Annotated in this window: 20 protein-coding genes; 13 read left to right on the top strand and 7 right to left on the bottom strand. The window is 43.3% G+C overall.

The window, feature by feature from the left end; all coding sequences use genetic code 11:
• Positions 1 to 21: 21 nt before the first annotated feature.
• Positions 22 to 420: a hypothetical protein gene (locus IHE35_RS13715; RefSeq protein ID WP_242788131.1), complete on the bottom strand. Its 399-nt coding sequence runs from the start codon at positions 418 to 420 to the stop codon at positions 22 to 24.
• A 100-nt stretch (positions 421 to 520) separates the two neighbouring features.
• Here IHE35_RS13715 and IHE35_RS13710 point away from each other — a divergent pair, with 100 nt between their 5' ends.
• Together IHE35_RS13710 and ppa are read left to right on the top strand one after the other, a co-directional pair.
• On the top strand, positions 521 to 919 hold the full coding sequence (locus tag IHE35_RS13710) for an MAPEG family protein (RefSeq protein ID WP_242788130.1): 399 nt from the start codon (positions 521 to 523) through the stop codon (positions 917 to 919).
• A gap of 118 nt (positions 920 to 1,037) precedes the next feature.
• Positions 1,038 to 1,574: an inorganic diphosphatase gene (gene ppa / locus IHE35_RS13705; protein ID WP_005233448.1), complete on the top strand. Its 537-nt coding sequence runs from the start codon at positions 1,038 to 1,040 to the stop codon at positions 1,572 to 1,574.
• A gap of 99 nt (positions 1,575 to 1,673) precedes the next feature.
• On the opposite strand, the gene IHE35_RS13700 is transcribed toward ppa, so the two are convergent.
• Positions 1,674 to 2,999 carry an OprD family outer membrane porin gene (locus IHE35_RS13700; RefSeq protein WP_242788129.1) on the bottom strand — a complete coding sequence of 442 codons (1,326 nt, stop codon included), beginning with the start codon at positions 2,997 to 2,999 and terminating at the stop codon, positions 1,674 to 1,676.
• 507 nt (positions 3,000 to 3,506) lie between these two features.
• Between IHE35_RS13700 and IHE35_RS13695 the strand changes: the two genes are divergently transcribed.
• Together IHE35_RS13695 and IHE35_RS13690 are read left to right on the top strand one after the other, a co-directional pair.
• Positions 3,507 to 4,271, top strand: a complete 765-nt coding sequence (locus IHE35_RS13695; RefSeq protein WP_242788127.1) for a TorF family putative porin — start codon at positions 3,507 to 3,509, stop codon at positions 4,269 to 4,271.
• Between the two features lie 373 nt (positions 4,272 to 4,644).
• Positions 4,645 to 5,415 carry a TorF family putative porin gene (locus tag IHE35_RS13690; protein WP_242788125.1) on the top strand — a complete coding sequence of 257 codons (771 nt, stop codon included), beginning with the start codon at positions 4,645 to 4,647 and terminating at the stop codon, positions 5,413 to 5,415.
• A 51-nt stretch (positions 5,416 to 5,466) separates the two neighbouring features.
• Here the strand turns inward: IHE35_RS13690 and IHE35_RS13685 are convergent, their stop codons facing one another.
• Both IHE35_RS13685 and IHE35_RS13680 read right to left on the bottom strand, forming a co-directional pair.
• On the bottom strand, positions 5,467 to 6,954 hold the full coding sequence (locus IHE35_RS13685; protein ID WP_242788123.1) for a YifB family Mg chelatase-like AAA ATPase: 1,488 nt from the start codon (positions 6,952 to 6,954) through the stop codon (positions 5,467 to 5,469).
• Between the two features lie 64 nt (positions 6,955 to 7,018).
• Positions 7,019 to 7,246 (bottom strand): accessory factor UbiK family protein, encoded by a 228-nt coding sequence (locus IHE35_RS13680; RefSeq protein WP_242788121.1) that lies wholly within the window; start codon positions 7,244 to 7,246, stop codon positions 7,019 to 7,021.
• Positions 7,247 to 7,522: 276 nt separating this feature from the next.
• Between IHE35_RS13680 and glnK the strand changes: the two genes are divergently transcribed.
• The 7 genes from glnK (at position 7,523) to IHE35_RS13645 (ending at position 13,654) form a co-directional block, all read left to right on the top strand.
• Positions 7,523 to 7,861, top strand: coding sequence for a P-II family nitrogen regulator (gene glnK / locus IHE35_RS13675; RefSeq protein WP_004281042.1), 339 nt, complete (start codon positions 7,523 to 7,525; stop codon positions 7,859 to 7,861).
• A gap of 59 nt (positions 7,862 to 7,920) precedes the next feature.
• Complete coding sequence (locus tag IHE35_RS13670) at positions 7,921 to 9,330, top strand: ammonium transporter (protein ID WP_242788120.1); 1,410 nt, start codon at positions 7,921 to 7,923, stop codon at positions 9,328 to 9,330.
• A gap of 139 nt (positions 9,331 to 9,469) precedes the next feature.
• Entirely contained in the window at positions 9,470 to 9,937 is a 468-nt protein-coding gene (gene nrdR / locus IHE35_RS13665; RefSeq protein ID WP_004810168.1) for a transcriptional regulator NrdR, read from the top strand.
• A gap of 2 nt (positions 9,938 to 9,939) precedes the next feature.
• The gene (ribD, locus tag IHE35_RS13660; protein ID WP_242788119.1) at positions 9,940 to 11,028 is read left to right on the top strand and encodes a bifunctional diaminohydroxyphosphoribosylaminopyrimidine deaminase/5-amino-6-(5-phosphoribosylamino)uracil reductase RibD; all 1,089 of its coding nucleotides are present in this window, start codon (positions 9,940 to 9,942) and stop codon (positions 11,026 to 11,028) included.
• Complete coding sequence (locus tag IHE35_RS13655; RefSeq protein WP_004810163.1) at positions 11,025 to 12,317, top strand: DNA adenine methylase; 1,293 nt, start codon at positions 11,025 to 11,027, stop codon at positions 12,315 to 12,317. Before ribD ends, IHE35_RS13655 begins: the two co-directional genes overlap by 4 nt.
• Positions 12,318 to 12,339: 22 nt before the next feature.
• Positions 12,340 to 12,999, top strand: a complete 660-nt coding sequence (locus IHE35_RS13650) for a riboflavin synthase (protein WP_242788118.1) — start codon at positions 12,340 to 12,342, stop codon at positions 12,997 to 12,999.
• A gap of 109 nt (positions 13,000 to 13,108) precedes the next feature.
• Positions 13,109 to 13,654 (top strand): VTT domain-containing protein, encoded by a 546-nt coding sequence (locus tag IHE35_RS13645; protein WP_004810159.1) that lies wholly within the window; start codon positions 13,109 to 13,111, stop codon positions 13,652 to 13,654.
• Between the two features lie 57 nt (positions 13,655 to 13,711).
• Here the strand turns inward: IHE35_RS13645 and IHE35_RS13640 are convergent, their stop codons facing one another.
• The 3 genes from IHE35_RS13640 to IHE35_RS13630 are packed head-to-tail and all read right to left on the bottom strand — an operon-like array spanning position 13,712 to position 16,180.
• Complete coding sequence (locus IHE35_RS13640) at positions 13,712 to 14,302, bottom strand: hypothetical protein (protein WP_242788117.1); 591 nt, start codon at positions 14,300 to 14,302, stop codon at positions 13,712 to 13,714.
• 29 nt (positions 14,303 to 14,331) lie between these two features.
• Positions 14,332 to 14,739: a DNA polymerase III subunit chi gene (locus IHE35_RS13635; RefSeq protein ID WP_242788116.1), complete on the bottom strand. Its 408-nt coding sequence runs from the start codon at positions 14,737 to 14,739 to the stop codon at positions 14,332 to 14,334.
• Entirely contained in the window at positions 14,732 to 16,180 is a 1,449-nt protein-coding gene (locus IHE35_RS13630; protein ID WP_242788115.1) for a leucyl aminopeptidase, read from the bottom strand. Before IHE35_RS13630 ends, IHE35_RS13635 begins: the two co-directional genes overlap by 8 nt.
• Positions 16,181 to 16,342: 162 nt before the next feature.
• Between IHE35_RS13630 and lptF the strand changes: the two genes are divergently transcribed.
• Positions 16,343 to 17,443 carry an LPS export ABC transporter permease LptF gene (gene lptF / locus IHE35_RS13625; protein ID WP_242788114.1) on the top strand — a complete coding sequence of 367 codons (1,101 nt, stop codon included), beginning with the start codon at positions 16,343 to 16,345 and terminating at the stop codon, positions 17,441 to 17,443.
• Positions 17,444 to 17,445: 2 nt separating this feature from the next.
• Positions 17,446 to 18,516: an LPS export ABC transporter permease LptG gene (gene lptG, locus IHE35_RS13620; RefSeq protein ID WP_242788112.1), complete on the top strand. Its 1,071-nt coding sequence runs from the start codon at positions 17,446 to 17,448 to the stop codon at positions 18,514 to 18,516.
• Positions 18,517 to 18,620 lie beyond the last annotated feature (104 nt).

The following is an 18,620-nucleotide window of genomic DNA, read 5'->3' as shown; positions in this document are numbered from 1 at the left end:
GCGCTTTTTTTATGGAATTTTTTAAAGTTTGGCAGACTTATTCTTTTCCATCCACCAGCGGTCGAAGTAGCGACGACTAATGCCGACAGTCCCGACGAAGATAAACAGGCTAATGAAGTGGCGGTTGAAGCCAGGGCGGTAAAACTCGCCATAGCTGAGCACATTATCAATCAGACAATATACTAAAATAATCGTCAGCCAGTGCCACAGGGTATAGCGCTTGATGCCCACTGCATAAAAGGCAATCCATAACATCACAAAGGTGAACAGAGCTGACCAGATATTCATATTGGCAGCGATGACACTGAGCAAAAATGCCACAATCGGCAATACAATTTTCAGGACGCGATCCACTTGCAGCTGATGTTGACGCTGGCGTTCCAGTACATCCAACATTTCTTTTTGATCGGGACTGACCATCGTGAATCCTTATATGGTTGCTAAAAACACCCTATTTAACAAAATTTATTCACGAAATGCCATGCTATGATACAGATAAAATTTTCATGAGAAAAATCAGATGCAGAGCATTAGTGGGATCATTTATCTCATTTTAGCGGCTTGTCTGCTACCTTATGTGTTTACCATGATTGCTAAAAAAACTGGAGGCTTTAAAGCCAAAGACAACCAGAATCCACGTGACTTTTTAGAACAGTCTACAGGTGTTGCGAAACGTGCTCATGCTGTTCAGCAGAACAGTTTTGAAAGCTTGCCGCTGTTTATTGCAGCTGTCCTGATGGCTGAATATCTGGTCATGCCGCAAAGTCTGATTATGACTTTTGGAATAGGTTATCTGATTTTTCGGGTGCTGTACGGCATTTGCTATCTGGCAAACTGGGCGACATTGCGTTCCATCATGTGGCTGCTTTCCATGTTATGTCCGATTGCGTTATTGCTGCTGATCATCAAGCTAATCTAAGCCAGTCCTGCCATCAGTCGCCTGATTTACAGTTCAATATTTAAACCAAAAAAAATCTGTAAAAACCGTTATAATTGTCGCGGTTTTTAAAAGATTTAACTTGTTAAAGAGTGATGCTATGAGCTACAGCAATATCCCAGCGGGTAAAGATGCACCAAATGACATCTATGTAATTATTGAAATTCCTGCAAACGCAGCACCGATCAAATACGAAATTGACAAAGATTCTGATGCGCTATTTGTAGACCGTTTCATGGGTACAGCAATGTTCTACCCAGCAAACTATGGTTATGTTCCAAATACTTTGTCTCTAGATGGTGACCCTCTAGACGTACTGGTTGTGACTCCACACCCAGTAGAGCCAGGTTCTGTGATTCGTTGCCGCCCTGTAGGCAAATTGAACATGGAAGATGACGGTGGTGTTGATGCGAAACTGGTTGCAGTTCCACATGACAAATTGACACCGATCTATAAAGATGTTCAAGAATATACTGATCTTCCTCCATTATTGATCAGCCAAATCGAACACTTCTTCCAGCACTACAAAGATCTTGAGCCAGGCAAATGGGTTAAGTTAAGTGGTTGGGAAGGTGCTGATGTTGCGAAACAAGAAGTACTTAGCTCAATTGCAGCTTATGCAGAAGCAAACAAATAATTGATTTGCTTTTAAATTTAAGTCTTTAAAAATTTAAAGACCTAAATACAAAAACCTGCACAATGTGCAGGTTTTTTTATGGCTTGAAATTTGAGTGAATTAGAAGAGTTTCACAGGAATATCTAACCAGATACGCCATTCATTCGTATCATTCATATAAACAGAATTGTAGCTATCATTTGCACGATAGTATGAATGACGTAGACGTAAACTTGTATCTTTCGCAAAACCAGATTGAACAGTGTATTTTACCTGGTTAAAGAATTCGCGTTCTTGACCTTCTTTATCTTCGTCACGAACATCAATATCCCAGCCATATACAAATGCAGTAGTCCAGTTTAGACCAGGTAATCCGTGGTTCTTGAAGCTGTAGTTATATTGCAGACCAAGTGATTTCTCATCATTACCTACAAAATCAGATAAGTATGAGTTTGGTAGATAAATACTTTGTGCACCGTCAGCATTGCCACCGTAATCATAACCAATATCACCAAAATTTTGCTGGTAGGCTAACATGACGTTATGAACATCTTTACTGTATGAAGTAGAGATAGCCCAAATATCATTAGTTTTTTCTGTACCTGCAATACCTGAATCTGCATAGCCATCAGCTACACGACCAGTAGCTGAATAGGTAGAAGCATTTTTAGAAAACTTTGTGTGATAGCCACTAACATCATGAGTTAACGTACTACCATTCGCCAAAGCATAGCTATAGTTCGCATTGATATAATGACGATCAAGCTTATCCTCAACATCTACGCCATAATAAGAAGCGTTTAAGGCATCACTAAATTTATACTTCGCACCCCATACAATGGCACGATCTAAATTACGTCCATCAGTTTCGATCTGATCAGAATATTGGTTCTTTGTAAATTTACCAGCAGTCAAACTTAAATTATCAATTTCATTACTGGTAACTAACAGACCTTCGAAGTATTCAGGAACTAAACGAGCCGTATTTGATGCAAGTACGGGAATATCTAAAACTTGAGTCCCGTATACAGCAGTTGTATTAGATAAACGTGCTTTTACATAAGCACCACCACGTGCCCAGTGATCATAAGCATCTACTCGGCCTTGAGCATCTGGACCACCATGAGTAGGGATCATGCCATTACCAGCATGTGCATTTTCACCAATTTTAAAAGATGCATCACCAATAATACCGGCACCAAATCCGACTATACCTTGGGTAAAGCCTGAATCCAGCTTAACCATAGCTGTTTGAGCAAAAGAGCTACGATCAGCTCCTGGAGCAGCATCTTTATAATCACGGCTTAAGTAACCAGTACGGAATAGAACTGTGCCTTCAGCATCTTCTACAAAGCCTTTTGCTTCACTTTGTTCGCTTGCGTAAGCCGTAGAGATCAGAGTGGCTTGCACCAACACTGCTAATGTAAGTTTCTTTGCGTTTAACATGGGGAGAGAGCCTCATATATGTTTTTTGTACTGCATCTGCTTAAAGCACACGCAGAAATTAACCAAATTGTATAATTAATCTGATAAAAAATATCGTTTTTATGACATTCTTTAAACTAAAGTTGGTTTTTTTTAACCTATTATTCACAATCACGCTATAGTTTTTATATATTATTTTTTTCCATAAGGTAAAATTAATATTGAAAACAATAAGATAAAAATAAAGTTTTTATGACTTAAGATTTTAAATAATGAAGAGTCTGTTTCAGAGTTAATATTGATTTTTTCGATTTAATCTTATTTAGGATTAATCCCTCGTTCATCTCTCCTCTATATTATTTTTCTCTGTTCAAGAAGGATTTAACTCTTCCCTTAGTTCTGCGATTCAATATTTAGAATAATCCTAAGTTATACATTTTCACTTTTAAACCTTTTGGTAAAACTATATTATTCACGTTTTTCATATTCTTAAACCCGTTTATTCAGACGCGGTAAATGAGGACGTATATGTCTCAACTGCTGAAACACGGCTCGCTTGTGCTGCTTGCTACCATGACTTCAGGTACTTTTGCTGAAGATACCCAAACTTCATCTACGGGTGAACTTAGCGCAACTATTGGTGTCGTGAACAAATATATTTACCGTGGCGGTGAGGAAAATGATGATCCATCGGTACAGTTTGGGCTGGAATATGCGCACAACAGCGGGGTATTCCTGGGTTACTGGGGCTCAACCTTAAATTATGATGCTTCTGATGAAGATCAGAGCCAAGGCTTTGAGCATGACTTCTATATAGGTTATGGTCGAGCACTAAATGAAAACTGGAGCTACAAGTCTCAGATCTTATCTTATTACTATCAAAATGGTGGCACAGTTTATAGCGAAGATGGCTCAGACAAGCGCCGCACTACTGGTTTTGAGATGCTAAATGATGTGTCTTATAAAGACCTGACTTTAGGCCTGGGTGTGACGCTAGCCGATGTTAACTATGCGAATGCTGGGGATATTTACCTTAGTGCAGCTTATAGTTATCCATTACCAAAAGATTTTAACCTGAATACGTCAATAGGTGCTTCCCTGTATAATGATAGCCGTGATGATCAACTGGTTCAGACCACAGAAAGCTTGGCTTTTAATGAAGCACGCGTTGGACTAAGTAAAACTATCGCAGAACGAGTTGATTTGAGCCTGGACTATGTCTATGGCGGCGAAGGTCGTGATGGCGTGGATTTCGATAATCATGTGGTCCTAGGTGCCAACTTTAATTTCTAAGTTTTTGCTGAAATAATAATTCCAAGGTGTGTAATATTGACTCAATATCATGCACCTTTTTTATGCATAAAAATTTATCTGTATGAAATATAGCCTTAAAAAGTGGCAACTTGTAAGCGAATATTTAGTCCTACAGTGAAGTAGCTTTAGTACTTTATTTTTAAATTTTTTCTTAATTTCATTGTTGAGTCTAAAATTATTTAGAGTTTGATTTTTTAAATATATAAATAAAATCAGTAAATTATAGAAATAAAAAAACTTTTATAGATAATTTGGATTTCTCTTTTTATTGATTGGCATAGCTATTGCAAAGCCTAAGTTGAGTTTACAAACACAACTAAAAACGTCTGCGGACGGTTGGGGGAATCTAACAATGAAATTCACTTTAAAAGCTTTAGCAGTTGCAGCAGTGGCTTCAGCATCCAGTTTTACTTTTGCAGATGAGCCTACATCTTCGCATTCGGTTTCGGGCAATATTGGTGTGCTTTCTAGTTATGTACTGCGTGGTAATACTGCAGTACTTGAGAACAGTGGTGCAACTATTAATGGCGGTTTGGACTATGAACATGCATCAGGTTTTTATGCAGGATATTGGGGATCATCACTTGATTATTCTTGGACAGACTACAATGAGGTAGAAGAAGAATTTCAGGGATCAAAAGCATTTGAACATGATTTTTATGCTGGTTATAACGGTTCAATTAATGAAGATTTAGGTTATACGCTTGGCCTAACTTACTATTATTATTATGAATCTGACGTCGATACAGATGGTTTAGAAACCTTAGTAGGTATTAACTATAAAGACTTCAGTTTGACTGCCCAAACTTTGCTAGATGATTTAGTGTGGGGGAACTCAGGCGATACTTATTTCTTGGCATCATATAGTTATGCTTTACCACAAGATTTCTCTTTAAATACCTCGCTCGGTGCTTATTACTATTCTGATAGTGGTGATCATGAAGGTGGTTTACTTGGTGATACGACTGAAGATTTTGCTTTCCGTCATTTAACTTTAGGTTTGAGTAAACCAATTGCAGATACTGGTGTGACTGCAAGTATGGATTATATTATTGGTGGCAAGTTACGTGATGACACTAGCTTAAAAAATAAAGTTGTACTTGGTTTAAGCTATAGTTTCTAATTCTTTTAATAAAAAAAGGCGACGTAAGGTCGCCTTTTTTTGTTTACTGATTTAGCTCTGCTGTCCCCGATATGACAGTGCTTCAGATAAATGCTGAGTCTGAATTTCTGAACTCTCAGCTAAATCGGCAATGGTACGAGCCACTCTTAATACCCGATGATAAGCACGGGCAGACAGATTCAGCTTTTGCTGGGCAAGTTCAAACATCTTACTGGCCTGCGCATTGAGTGGCGCGAACTGCTCTAACTGTTTTGGGTTTAATGCCATATTCAGCTTATTCTGTCTTTGTATTTGCAGCTCATAAGCAGTTATTACACGCTCTCTGACCGTGGCAGAGTCTTCTACCGGTTGTGTAGATTGTAATTCATGGGCTTGCAGTGGCGGCACATCAATATGTAAATCAATTCGATCCAGTAATGGTCCAGAAATCCGGTTCTGATAACGCTTGATCATTTCTGGCGAACACTGGCAGCGAATATCCTGATTAAAGGCATAACCACAAGGGCAGGGATTCATCGCTGCAACCAGCTGAAAGTTGGCTGGAAAAGTAATTTGTCGGGAGGCACGTGAAATCACAATTTCCTTGGATTCCAAAGGCTGACGTAATACTTCAAGCACTTTCCTGTCAAACTCTGGCAATTCATCCAGAAATAATACACCTAGATGTGCCAGCGTAATTTCACCCGGTTTAGGATGCGATCCTCCACCAACCAAGGCAACTGCAGATGCGGTATGATGTGGTGCACGGAAAGGACGCTGTCCAAAAGTATGACTATTATTGGCAATTGAATAAATACTGGCGACTTCAAGGTTTTCTTCAGTATTGAGTGGCGGCAAGATACTGGCGAGTCGCGAAGCCAGTAAAGTTTTACCGGTTCCAGGAGGTCCTCTAAATAATAAAGAATGTCCACCTGCAGCAGCAATTTCCAAAGCTCGTCTTGGGCGTAGCTGGCCTTTGACATCGGCTAAGTCAAAGCGCGAATCTGAATGATTCACCTGTAGTTGAGCTTCTATCTGGGTTAAAGGTGTGAGTTTATTTAAATGATCACAGACTTCTTTCAGATGAGCGGCGGTAAATACCCGGAAATCAGGTAACTGGCAGGCTTCCTGAGCATTTTCTTTGGGTAGAATCAGTTCATGCTGGGATTGTTGACAGGCAATAGCGATACTAAGCGTACCCGTGATGGGACGCAGTTGACCATCTAAGGCAAGTTCACCAATGAATTCCATGCCATCAGTACAGTTTTCAGGTAATTGTCCTGAAGCCAGCAGAATTCCTAAAGCAATTGGCAAGTCCAAACGTGAACCGTCTTTGGGCAGATCAGCCGGAGCAAGATTGATGGTTAAGCGTTTGGTCGGGAACTGGTAGCCACTATTTAAAATGGCAGAGCGAACCCGATCCTTGCTTTCCCGAACCGCCGCTTCAGGCAGTCCAACAATGGTTAAGGAGGGCATGCCCTGACTGACATGGACTTCAACTTCAATTAAAGGGGCATGCAGTCCTAGCAAACCCCGGGTATGGATTTTAGCAAAAGACATTTATTGTTCCATTTTGGTGCGTTATTATTGTTCGTTATTTGTCTTTTATGCACTTCGCTGGTGCTTATTTTTTATTCAATATCTTTTCTTCAAGTGATTCGACTTGTTTAAGCAATTCATTTAAACGCTGATTGGCCTGATTTAGGGCTGTACGTTGACGTTCAATTTCCTCTTTTGAGACCAGATCCATTTTACTTACTGCTTCGTTTAATAAAGCACGAAGATTATGTTCAAGATCTTTTTTTGGTTCTTCGATTTGCTGCAAGATTGCTTGTAATAAAGTTTCAATCATTGTGTGGTCCATAGAGATGGAAATAAGTGCACAGTTTAGCACTGCAAGGATCAAGACTATAGTATTTCAGACAAAATATGGGATTAATCGATAATTATTATCATAAAAGACCACATAAAAATGACTAAAATTTGAAGATTCAAAAGATTTATAAGTATAAAATAATGTTCAGGGAAACCGCATGTCGAGCTTTCTAATTTCCCCCGACCTTAGAAATCTTGGCATGAAATTTGAACATAAAACCTTACTGGTGAAATAAGCCGAAGGAAAACAAACATGAAGCTCGTAACTGCAATTGTAAAACCTTTCAAATTAGACGATGTGCGTGAAGCATTGTCTGAAATTGGCGTTCAAGGCATCACTGTGACTGAAGTCAAAGGCTTCGGTCGTCAAAAAGGCCATACTGAACTTTATCGCGGCGCTGAATACGTTGTTGATTTCTTACCAAAAGTCAAAATTGAAATCGCAATCAGCGACGAAATGGTTGACGCGGTAATCGAGTCAATTACTCGTGTAGCAAGCACAGGAAAAATTGGTGACGGAAAAATTTTCGTAACAAATCTGGAACAGGTCATCCGTATTCGTACAGGTGAAACAGGTGCAGACGCCGTTTAATTTGGCACAAAGTTTGCTGAGTAGCGAATAACTCACAAAAACTTGGTTGGGGGATACGAATGAAAAAAATACTACTCGCGTTGGGTCTGTCCGGCGCACTTTTGGGCGGTTCTGTTGCCTGGGCTGAAGAAGCCGCATCAGCAGCCGTTCCTACCGAGGAAGTTGCTTTAGTTGATGCAACAGAAACTCCAGATACTACAGAAGTTACTGCTGTAGAAACAGTAGAAACAGCGCCGATTGAAGAAGCGGCAGCTGCAGAAGAAGAAGCCACACTCGATACAGGCGATACTGCCTGGGTTTTAACGTCAACCGCACTTGTTTTACTGATGACCATTCCAGGTTTAGCCCTGTTCTATGGTGGTATGGTACGTAAGAAAAACGTACTCAGCACTATGGTGCATAGCTTTATTGCAGCTGCAGTCGTGAGTATTGCCTGGGTGGCGATTGGTTATACCTTGGCATTTGGTGAAGGGAATGCCTTTATTGGTAGCCTGGATAAGTTCATGCTGTCCGGTATTACGACTGAAGCACTTTCAGGCACCATTCCTGAAATCCTGTTCGTCATCTTCCAAATGACTTTTGCGATTATTACCGTTGCCATCATTAGCGGTTCTATCGCTGAACGTATGAAGTTCGGTGCTTTCGTGGCATTCATTGCACTTTGGGTTGTTCTGGTTTATGCACCAATCACTCACTGGGTATGGGGCGGCGGCTGGTTAGGCAATGACGGTGCGCTTGACTTCGCTGGTGGTACAGTCGTTCATATCAACTCAGGTGTTGCGGGTCTGGTTGCAGCATACATGCTTGGTTCACGTATGGGCTTGGGCCGTGAATCTATGGCACCACATAACCTGACACTGACAGTGGTTGGCGCAAGCTTACTCTGGGTGGGCTGGTTTGGCTTCAACGGTGGTTCAGCATTGGGTGCGAACGGTTCTGCAGGTTATGCACTGGTTGTAACTCAAGTAGCAGCAGCGGCAGCAGCCATCTCTTGGTTAATTACTGAAAAAATTGCACGTGGTAAAGCATCTGTATTAGGCGGTGCATCTGGTGCAATTGCCGGTCTGGTGGTGATTACTCCAGCAGCTGGTTTCGTAACTGTAGGCGGTGCCTTAGCGATGGGCTTAATTGGTGGTGTAGTATGTTTCTGGGGTATTACTGCGCTGAAACGTATGCTTAAAGCTGATGATTCTCTAGATGCTTTCGGTCTGCATGGTGTGGGTGGTATTGTTGGTGCGATTCTGACTGCATTCTTTGCCAGCGAATTCATCATGGGTGACGCTGCACCAACAGATGTAATGCATCAATTATGGGTACAAGTTGAAGGTGTACTAGCAACGATCGTTTACTCTGCAATCTTGACTTTCATTATTCTGAAAGTGCTTGATCTGATCATTGGCATCCGTGTTTCTTCTGATGATGAACGCATGGGTCTGGATTTGAGCCAACATGGCGAACGTGTCGAATAATCTGCTAAAACAATAATCAATATATTGTGTAAAACAGCCCGTCAGGGCTGTTTTTTTTCTATATGTTGCGTAAAACTCTACAAAGTTTGGAATTTTTGCTACACTCGGAAATCATCAGGATTTGTTCAATTAAACCGCTATGCATTGCCCATTTTGCAATACACCAGACAGTAAAGTGATTGATTCACGCCTGGCCGCTGAAGGTTGCCAGATTCGCCGCCGTCGTGAATGCGTCAGTTGTAATGAACGCTTTACCACCTTTGAAAGTTATGAAGTGGTGATGCCGCGTGTCATCAAATCTGATGGCAAGAATGAACCCTTTGATGAAGCCAAATTACGCCGTTCACTGATGCATGCCTTGCAGAAACGTCCTGTGACGCAAGAACAGATTGAAACGGTGCTCAGTGATATTCAATTACAGATTCGCCGTTTGGGTGAACGTGATGTGAAATCACGCACGATTGGTGAAATTGTCATGCAATCGCTATTTGCACTTGATCATGTCGCTTATGTCCGTTTTGCTTCGGTGTATCAGGATTTCCAGGATGTCGAAGCCTTTCGTCGTCAGATCGAACAGATGCAGCAACGCGGCGAATTACAAGAATAAGCATGATTGAAATAACTCAAGATCAAATCTGGATGCGCCGTGCCATCGAACTGGCACGTCAGGGCCAGTATTCCACCAAACCGAATCCAAACGTTGGCTGTGTCATTGTCAAAGATGGCTTAATTGTGGGCGAAGGTTTTCATCCCAAAGCCGGACAGCCACATGCGGAAGTGTTTGCCATGCGTCAGGCCGCAGAGCAAGCACGTGGCGCAACGGCTTATGTGACTTTAGAGCCTTGTGCGCATTATGGCCGAACGCCACCTTGCGCCAAAGGTCTGGTTGAAGCTGGCGTGGCTAAAGTTGTGGTGGCTTGTCCTGATCCGAATCCACTTGTGGCAGGCAAGGGTGTACAGATCCTGAAAGATGCTGGTATCGAAGTTGAAGTGGGCATCTGTGAAGATGAAGCACATCCACTCAATTATGGTTTTCTGAAAGCCATGGCGACTGGGATGCCTTATGTGCGTGTGAAAATTGCATCGAGTTTAGATGGTCGTACAGCCATGGCATCCGGTGAATCGAAATGGATTACTGGAACTGAAGCACGTCAGGACGTCCAGCACTGGCGTGCGATTTCTGGTGCAGTGATGACTGGTATTGAAACCGTATTGGCGGATGATTGTCAGCTGAATGTACGTAGCCTGAATAGTGTGGATGACATTAGCACCATTGTTCAGCCAAAACGAATTATTCTGGATCGCCAAGGTCGCTTGCCTCTAAACGCCAAGATTTTGGAACAAGCAGAAACTGTGATGGTCATGGGACCGTATCGTCAGGAACTGGCAGATCTCGGTGTAACCCAGCTTGAGATTCAACCTTTACAAGAATTATTACAGCAACTGGTTCAGCAGCATCAGATTTATGACGTGCTGGTTGAGGCAGGAGCGACTTTATCTAGCGCATTTTTACAGGCACAACTGGTGGATGAACTCATCAGTTATGTTGCACCGACCTTATTGGGGCAAACTGCGCGTAGTATGTTCAATGCAGAATTCAGCCGAATGGCAGAACAACTTCGATTCAAGTTGCAGGATGTCACCCGCGTGGGTGATGACGTGCGCTTCAGGTTAATTCCTTCTCAAGAGACACTATGAATTCAGAGTCTACGGTTTATCACAAACGTCGCCACGCGGCACGTACCACAGATGAATATCTTTTCCATCAGTTGGTTCCTTATTTGGGGAACAAGCGCCGTTTACTACATTTAATTCTGGAAGCACTTGAGAGCACCGGAACCCTAAAACGTGAAGATGGTCGTGCGCCGATTTTTGCCGATTTCTTTGCCGGTTCCGGGGTGGTTTCGCGTCTGGCCCGTCAGAATGGTTATCGTGTGATTGCCAATGACTGGGAACCGTATAGCCATGCACTGAATCATGCAGTTCTGGCTTGTACCGAAGCACCTGCATTTAAAGAGCTCGGCGGCTATCAGAAAGCGATTGATTATCTGAACCGCTTGCCTGAAGTTAAAGGCTGGGTAACACATAACTTGTGTCCACGCAATGATGAAATCTATGACCCGACCCGAGACCGTTTGTTTTTTAAACGCCGTAATGGCATGCGTATTGATGCGATCCGTCAGCAGATTGCCACCTGGCAAGCGCAAGGTGCGATCGATGATGTAGAAATGAGTGCCTTGCTGGCACCACTGCTATATTCAGCCAGTTTTGTCAGCAATACCTCTGGCGTATTTAAAAGCTTCCATCATGGCTGGGGCGGTAAAACCCAGACTGCATTGGAGCGTATTGAATCCTTGCTCTGGCTCACCCCAAGCCGTTTCTGTGAAGATAACAAGCATAAAGGTCCTGCAGCTGAAATGTGGTGTGTCGATGCCCAGCATCTGGCGAATCAGATGAGTGGCTTTGAAGTGGATGTCGCTTATCTCGATCCGCCATATAATCAGCATGCCTATAGCAGTAACTATCACGTACTGAATGCACTGACCTTATGGGATCAGGTTGATCTGCCGACGCCAGATACTAAAGGCTTTAAGAGCGGTATTGACCGTGCTTGGCGTAAAGAGCGTCCAAGTCAGTACAACTCATCCAAGCATGCCAAAGAAGCCTATGAAACTTTATTGGCGACCATCAATGCACGTTTTATTCTGACCAGTTATTCTACCGATGGTAATATCAGTGCTACGGATCTGTTACAGGCCAATCTGAAACGTGGCCGTGTAACTTTGCTGACGCAAGATGTGCCACGTTATCGTGTGAGTAAACAGCGCCAGTCTGAACGTGCACGTGTACTGGAATTTATCGTGATTACCGATACACATGCCAAGTCAGGTCCACCGATCCGTCAGCTGTTGGGTCAGTTACACCATTATGCAGAGTTGGGCGGCGTGGATACGACCAGTGTGAGCACGCAACTGGCATTGTGGTAAAAGCATAAAAAAGGAATAGGAAATGTTTACCGGTATTATTGAAAGCCTGGGTAAGGTTGAGAGCCTGCAAAATGTCGGCGGCGATGTACGCTTACGTATTCAGACTGATCTGGATATGAGCGATGTCCATCTGGGCGATTCAATTGCGACCAATGGCATTTGCCTGACTGTAATCGACTGGGGCGACAACTGGTATGCTGCAGATGTGTCTCGGGAAAGTCTGAATCGAACTACATTAGGCACCTGGAAGGCGGGTCAACCTGTGAACGTAGAGAAGGCGATGCTGCCTACTACACGCTTTGGCGGGCATATTGTTTCTGGTCATGTCGATGCTGTGGGCGAAATCACGGTACTGCGTGCTGATGCCCGTTCAATCTATTTTGAAGTGACGGCACCTGCTGAAATTGCCAAATATTTGGCAGAGAAAGGTTCAGTGACAGTCGATGGTATCAGTCTGACCATTAATCATCTGCGTGGCAATATTCTCAGTCTAAACCTGATTCCACATACCGCTGAACGAACCAATATTGGTACCTGGAAAGTCGGGACCAAAGTCAATCTGGAAGTGGATGTGCTGGTACGTTATATCGAGCGTTTGTTGCTCGGCGATAAGGCGGCTGAAACCACACCACAGTCTAAAATTAGTATGAATTTTTTAGCTGAAAATGGTTTTTTAAAATAACTAAAATGCTTAAATACTAAACAGTCTAATTGAAAAATTAGACTGTTTTTTTATTTTTCGGGATAATCCTTACTTCACTTTACAATTTCAACCCCAGCGGACAGGTCGAATGCTCGATTTCTTATTAAATCTAGAACAGTCTTTGCCGATATTGCTTGAGCAATATGGGGTATGGATTTATGCCATTTTATTCTTGGTGATCTTTGCAGAAACGGGATCTGTATTTTGCTTTTTTCTGCCGGGAGATAGCCTGTTGATCGCAGTCGGTGCGCTCTGTTCTAGTAGTGATTTGATTACGTTGCACTCTATGGGATTACTGCTCTTTACTGCGGCAGTACTGGGCTACACTGTGAATTATTACACGGGAAAGGTGCTGGGCTTAAAATATTTCAATCAACATTCTCGCTTCTTTAAACCTGAATATCTGACCAAGACCAATCATTATTTTATGAAGCATGGCGGTAAAACCATCTTGATTGCACGCTTTATTCCTTTCGTACGTTCTTTTGCTCCTTTTGCTGCCGGTTCAGGCCATATGAATTTTATGACTTTTACGCTTTACAATCTGGCTGGAGGCGTATTGTGGATTGTGAGCTTGCTGGGCATAGGTTATATGGCAGGTAATGCAGCTTTTATGCTGGCAGATTTTTTCTAAACGATAAATGTAAAAAAGCCCACAATATGGGCTTTTTTAGACTTATTTCTAAGACAATTAACGCTTTTGCAGAATGTAATCAATTTCTTCTCGAGCTGCAGCACGTAAGCGGTTACGCAGCTGTACCAAAGTTTCCTCAATCGCAGTTTCTGCTTCAAGTTCCAGACGTAGTCGGGTGCTTTCCAGTTCAGACAGAATCTCAGTATCATCAATTTTGATTTGGGTAGAATGTAAAATCTGATTTTGCTCAAATCGTGCCGCGTAATTCAGCACTTCCGCATTCAGGCTATCACGTAATAGTTCTAGAGTACGTGTCTGCTCTGCATATTTACGTTCTTCATCAAGCTTCATCTGCTCGATATACGCCTGTTCCTGAGCGCGTTTATCTGCCAGCGCTTTTTCAAGCGCCTGCTGTTTAAGAATCCGTGCTTCTTCAATCAGTTCCGCTTTACGTTGTGCATAGGCAGCTTCAATTTTGCGCTCGGATTCTTGTTGCAGTTGCTGATCACGCACCCGCCATTCCTGCAATGAAGTCTCTGGCTGAAGTACATCGCAGATGCGCGCGAGGTCATCAATAAAGGTCTGACGCACAGCTTCAGGCACATTTAACCAGCGCTGTTTAAAATCTGGACCAACATTTAATGCCACGGGCATCTCCTTATGACGTGTGAGTAGGGCTACAGTTTATACGTTTTTGGCTCAATACCCAGTCGACGGTATTGCTTGAACTTTTCACGACCCAGTTGCTTGGCCGTTTCGTTATTTTCAACAATCTCAATAATGTGACTAAATTTAGCGTAAGGTTCAAGTGCTTCAGGATTAAAATTAAAGATAATCCAGTCTGGTTGCTCTGGCAAGTTCGCAGAGATACAAACACTGGCCTGTGGCTGATCAATCCCATGCGGGATAAAACCAGTAGGATCAAAAGTCCACAGATGTTCATCCAGCTGTTGCTGCAGCTCTGTATCGCTACACAATAACCAGATCCGTTCTGGCTGACGCAGAATCTTGCGGCATAAACGGCAGGTACTTTCGACCTGCCGTTCAGGGCTTTTTTCAAATAAATAAAAGCTGACTTTAGCCATTATTTTGAACACGGTTCGCCAGGAATTGCATGAGTAATGGCACTGGACGACCTGTTGCGCCTTTATTTGTTCCTGAATTCCAGGCTGTCCCTGCGATATCTAAGTGCGCCCAGCGGTAGTCACGGGTGAAACGTTGCAGGAAGCAAGCTGCAGTCACAGAACCGGCTTTAGGACCACCAATGTTAGCAATATCTGCAAATGGAGAATCCAGTTGTTCCTGATAATCGTCTAGCACTGGCATACGCCATACGCGGTCAAAAGAAGTTTGACCGGCAACTTCAAGTTCAGCAGCCAGTTCATCATCCGGCGTGAACATACCGGTCAGGACTGAACCCAGTGCAACCACACAAGCACCTGTCAAGGTTGCAATATCAATCACCAGGGCAGGGTTAAAGCGTTTTACATAGGTGAGTGTATCGCAAAGTACCAGACGACCTTCAGCATCAGTATTGAGGATTTCAACCGTTTGACCGCTCATGGTGGTGACGATGTCGCCTGGACGCGTTGCTTTGCCAGATGGCATATTTTCAGCAGCGGCAATGGTACCCACCACATGAATGTCTAAACCGGATTCACACAACGCGCGCATCGTACCAAGGACAGAAGCCGCACCGCACATGTCGTATTTCATTTCGTCCATGCCAGCACCTGGTTTCAGGGAAATACCACCCGTATCAAAAGTAATACCTTTACCGACTAAAACCACGGGTGCTTCACTACGTTCAGCATGGTATTCGATGGTAATGATACGGCCTGGACGGTCTGAACCTTTGCTCACCGCCAGGAAAGAGTGCATACCCAGATCAGCCATCTGCTGTTCATCCAGGACATTTACTTTAAGAAGTTCTGGATACTCAGCCGCTAAAGCCAGTGCCTGTTCAGCCAGGTATTCTGGGAAACAAATATTGCCTGGACGGTTACCTAAATCACGTGCTAAGTTTTGACCCGTTTGCACGGCTTGAAGCAATTGCAGCTGTTCTGCAGTCACTGGGCTATCAGACGCAATCAAGTTGATCTGCTCAAGTACAAATTCATTTTTCTTGGATTTGAATTCATCAAAGGCATACGCCGCCTGAGTCAGCAATAGTGCAAAAACGTTATGAAATTGAGCGGGTAGGACAGAAATATCTACGCTGATCTGCTGGAATTTTTTCTGTGCTGCTTTCACGATGGTTTGTGCAACTTTTGCCAGTTTGCCCGGCTGTAGTTCAGCAGTTTTACCCAGACCAACCAGACAAGCATTCGCACTTACTGGAATGTTACCTACTAATGCCAGGGTTTCATTCAGACCCGCTTTATATTGCGTTGCTGAGGTGATTTCTTCGAACTTGTCGATCTGATAAGTAGCAGCTGACTGCTGCAGCTGCTCAGAATCCACAAGTATTAACAGATATTGGCTGGATGCATTCTCTTGGAATGACGTATTAATTGTCAGTTTCATATGCGTTTATTAAGCCTTATAAAATTTACAACCATTAAACCATTGAAACAATTTCCTGAACAGGGTTTCAATGTTCAACTCAAGTATCGGTTTTATATTTTTAAGCTTAACATTCGGGTAAACTATGACAAGTTTTTTACCCTGTATTCTGGAAGATTTAATTTGATTATTCGGCGTTATCTGGTCAAGCAAGTTGTATCAACATCCTTGGTTGTGATTGCCTTATTGACCTTGATCATGATGGGTGGTCGACTGATCAAGTACTTTGGTGTGGCAGCACAAGGACGTCTGGATGCAGGCATCCTGTTTAGTATTATTGGTTATCGTCTGCCGGAATTCCTGACCCTGATTTTACCTTTAGGTTTTTTTATTGGCTTGATGCTGGTATTTGGCCGGCTCTATGTCGATCATGAAATGGCAGTCATGAATGGTAGCGGGGTGAGTCGTAATCAGTTGGCACGATTACTCATTCCAATAACCTTGGTATTCCTGGTAGTTCAAGGATTTTTAATGCTCTGGGCGGCACCGTGGGGCATTCGCCAGTTTGAAGCATTGACCAATGAGCAAGCAGTACGGACTGGCTTTGACCTGGTGCGGCCAAAAGAATTTATTTCCTCCGGACCCTATACCATCTATGCGGGTGATCTGTCTGAGGACCGTAAAAATCTGAAAGATATCTTCTTCTATCAACGTGCAGAACGTGAAGGCAAACCAGATGTCATGATTCTGGCGCAGGAAGCGACGCGGGTAGAAGTGGCAGGGGATACTGCCAATGTGGTGGATCTGGTCAATGGTCGCCGCTATGAAATTTTTGCTGGTCTGCCAAAATATACCCAGGCGGAATTTGAGACCTATCGTCTGCGTCTGGAAAATGATAAAGAAGCCAAATTTGAAAGTGCTGAAGTTGAAGCCTTACCGACGTCGCAACTCTGGGAGAACCGTCAGGATCCTGTAGTCGCCAGTGAACTCGGTTGGCGTATCTTTGTACCATTTGCGATTATTGCAGCGTTGATGCTGGCCAATGCCTTGTCTGAAGTCAGTCCACGTCAGGGACGTTATCTTAAACTCTTCCCAGCACTATTGATCTTTGCCAGCCTGATTGTGGCCTTAATGGCAGTAAAAACCCGCGTCAGTAAAGAGGAAATGGGGATTTTGGCTTATCCAATGGTCCTGATTTTCTATGGTATTGCTGCGGCTCTATTCGCGCGTAAACAGAAGCTGGGGCCGAAAATCAAGAAACAGATTCAACGAGCGAGGTCTTAATCATGCTGGCACGTCGTATCGTTGCAAAACATGTGACTCAAACCACAGCTTTGGCCATGTTCGGTGCAACTGCAGTATTGGCTGGCCTACAGGTATTATTTACTTACTTAGGTGAACTGGGTTCATTAAAAGAAGGCTATGGCGCCTGGCAGGCATTGAAATATGTGCTGTGGGGTGCGCCAAACTATCTGTATGAAATCCTACCTATCTCTGCACTGATTGGTGCTGTTCTCGGCTTAGGCACACTTGCATCCAACAGCGAGCTGATCGTGATGCGTTCGGTTGGGGTCAGCCTGTGGCGTATTGTCGGTTGGGTGATCCGTTCAGCCCTACTGCTGGTGGTTTTATCTTTTGCTTTAAGTGAATGGGTGATTCCTTATACCAATGAGCAGGCCAAAGGCATCAAGAGCTATAACAAAGCTGTCAAGATTGGTGAAGTGAAAGGCTACTGGACCCGTGAAGGTCAGCGCTTTATCTACATCGATTATGCCAATGCCAAAGGCGAATTGAAGCATGTACAGATGCTGGACTTTGATGAGGATTATCGTCTGCGCGGTACTTTAAAAGCCGAGCAGGGTAATTTTATTAAAGATGGCGCATGGAGCCTACAGAATACGCAGGAAATGAATATTCTGCAGAATGGGAATGCGACACTGACACCACATGTTGAACAGCCGCTGGCTCTAGCATTGCAACCGAAATATGTACATATGGTCACGATTGACCCGGAAGATTTATCACCTAGTCAACTGGTCAGTTTCATGAGTTATATGCATGAATATAGCCAGGTTCCAAAGACCTATGAACTCGCTTTCTGGCAGAAAGTCGGTTCACCATTTGCCCTGATTGCATTGGTGGTAATTGCCTGTTCTTTCATTTTTGGACCTCTGCGTCAACAATCCATGGGCTTCCGCCTGGTGATCGCATTATTTGCAGGTTTAGGCTTCTTCTATCTGCAGGACTTCTTGGGTTATGCGAGTTTAGTCTATGCGCCGTCGCCCGCATGGTTTGTATTTATTCCAATTATCATCATGTTTGCAATTGGTGGTTATCTGCTGCATCGCGCACGCTAAACCACAAGAAAATAGAAGGAATCAATCGCAGTGAGAGGCTTAAACCATGCTGTGGTCATGGTCTCTCGCTGCAAAATTAGTTAAAATAGAACGATTAATTCGTA

Source organism: Acinetobacter sp. ASP199 (assembly GCF_022700675.1).
Classification (GTDB): Bacteria; Pseudomonadota; Gammaproteobacteria; order Pseudomonadales; family Moraxellaceae; genus Acinetobacter.
The sequence above is the reverse complement of the archived record's forward strand: the minus strand, read 5'-3'. Positions and strand labels throughout refer to the sequence as shown.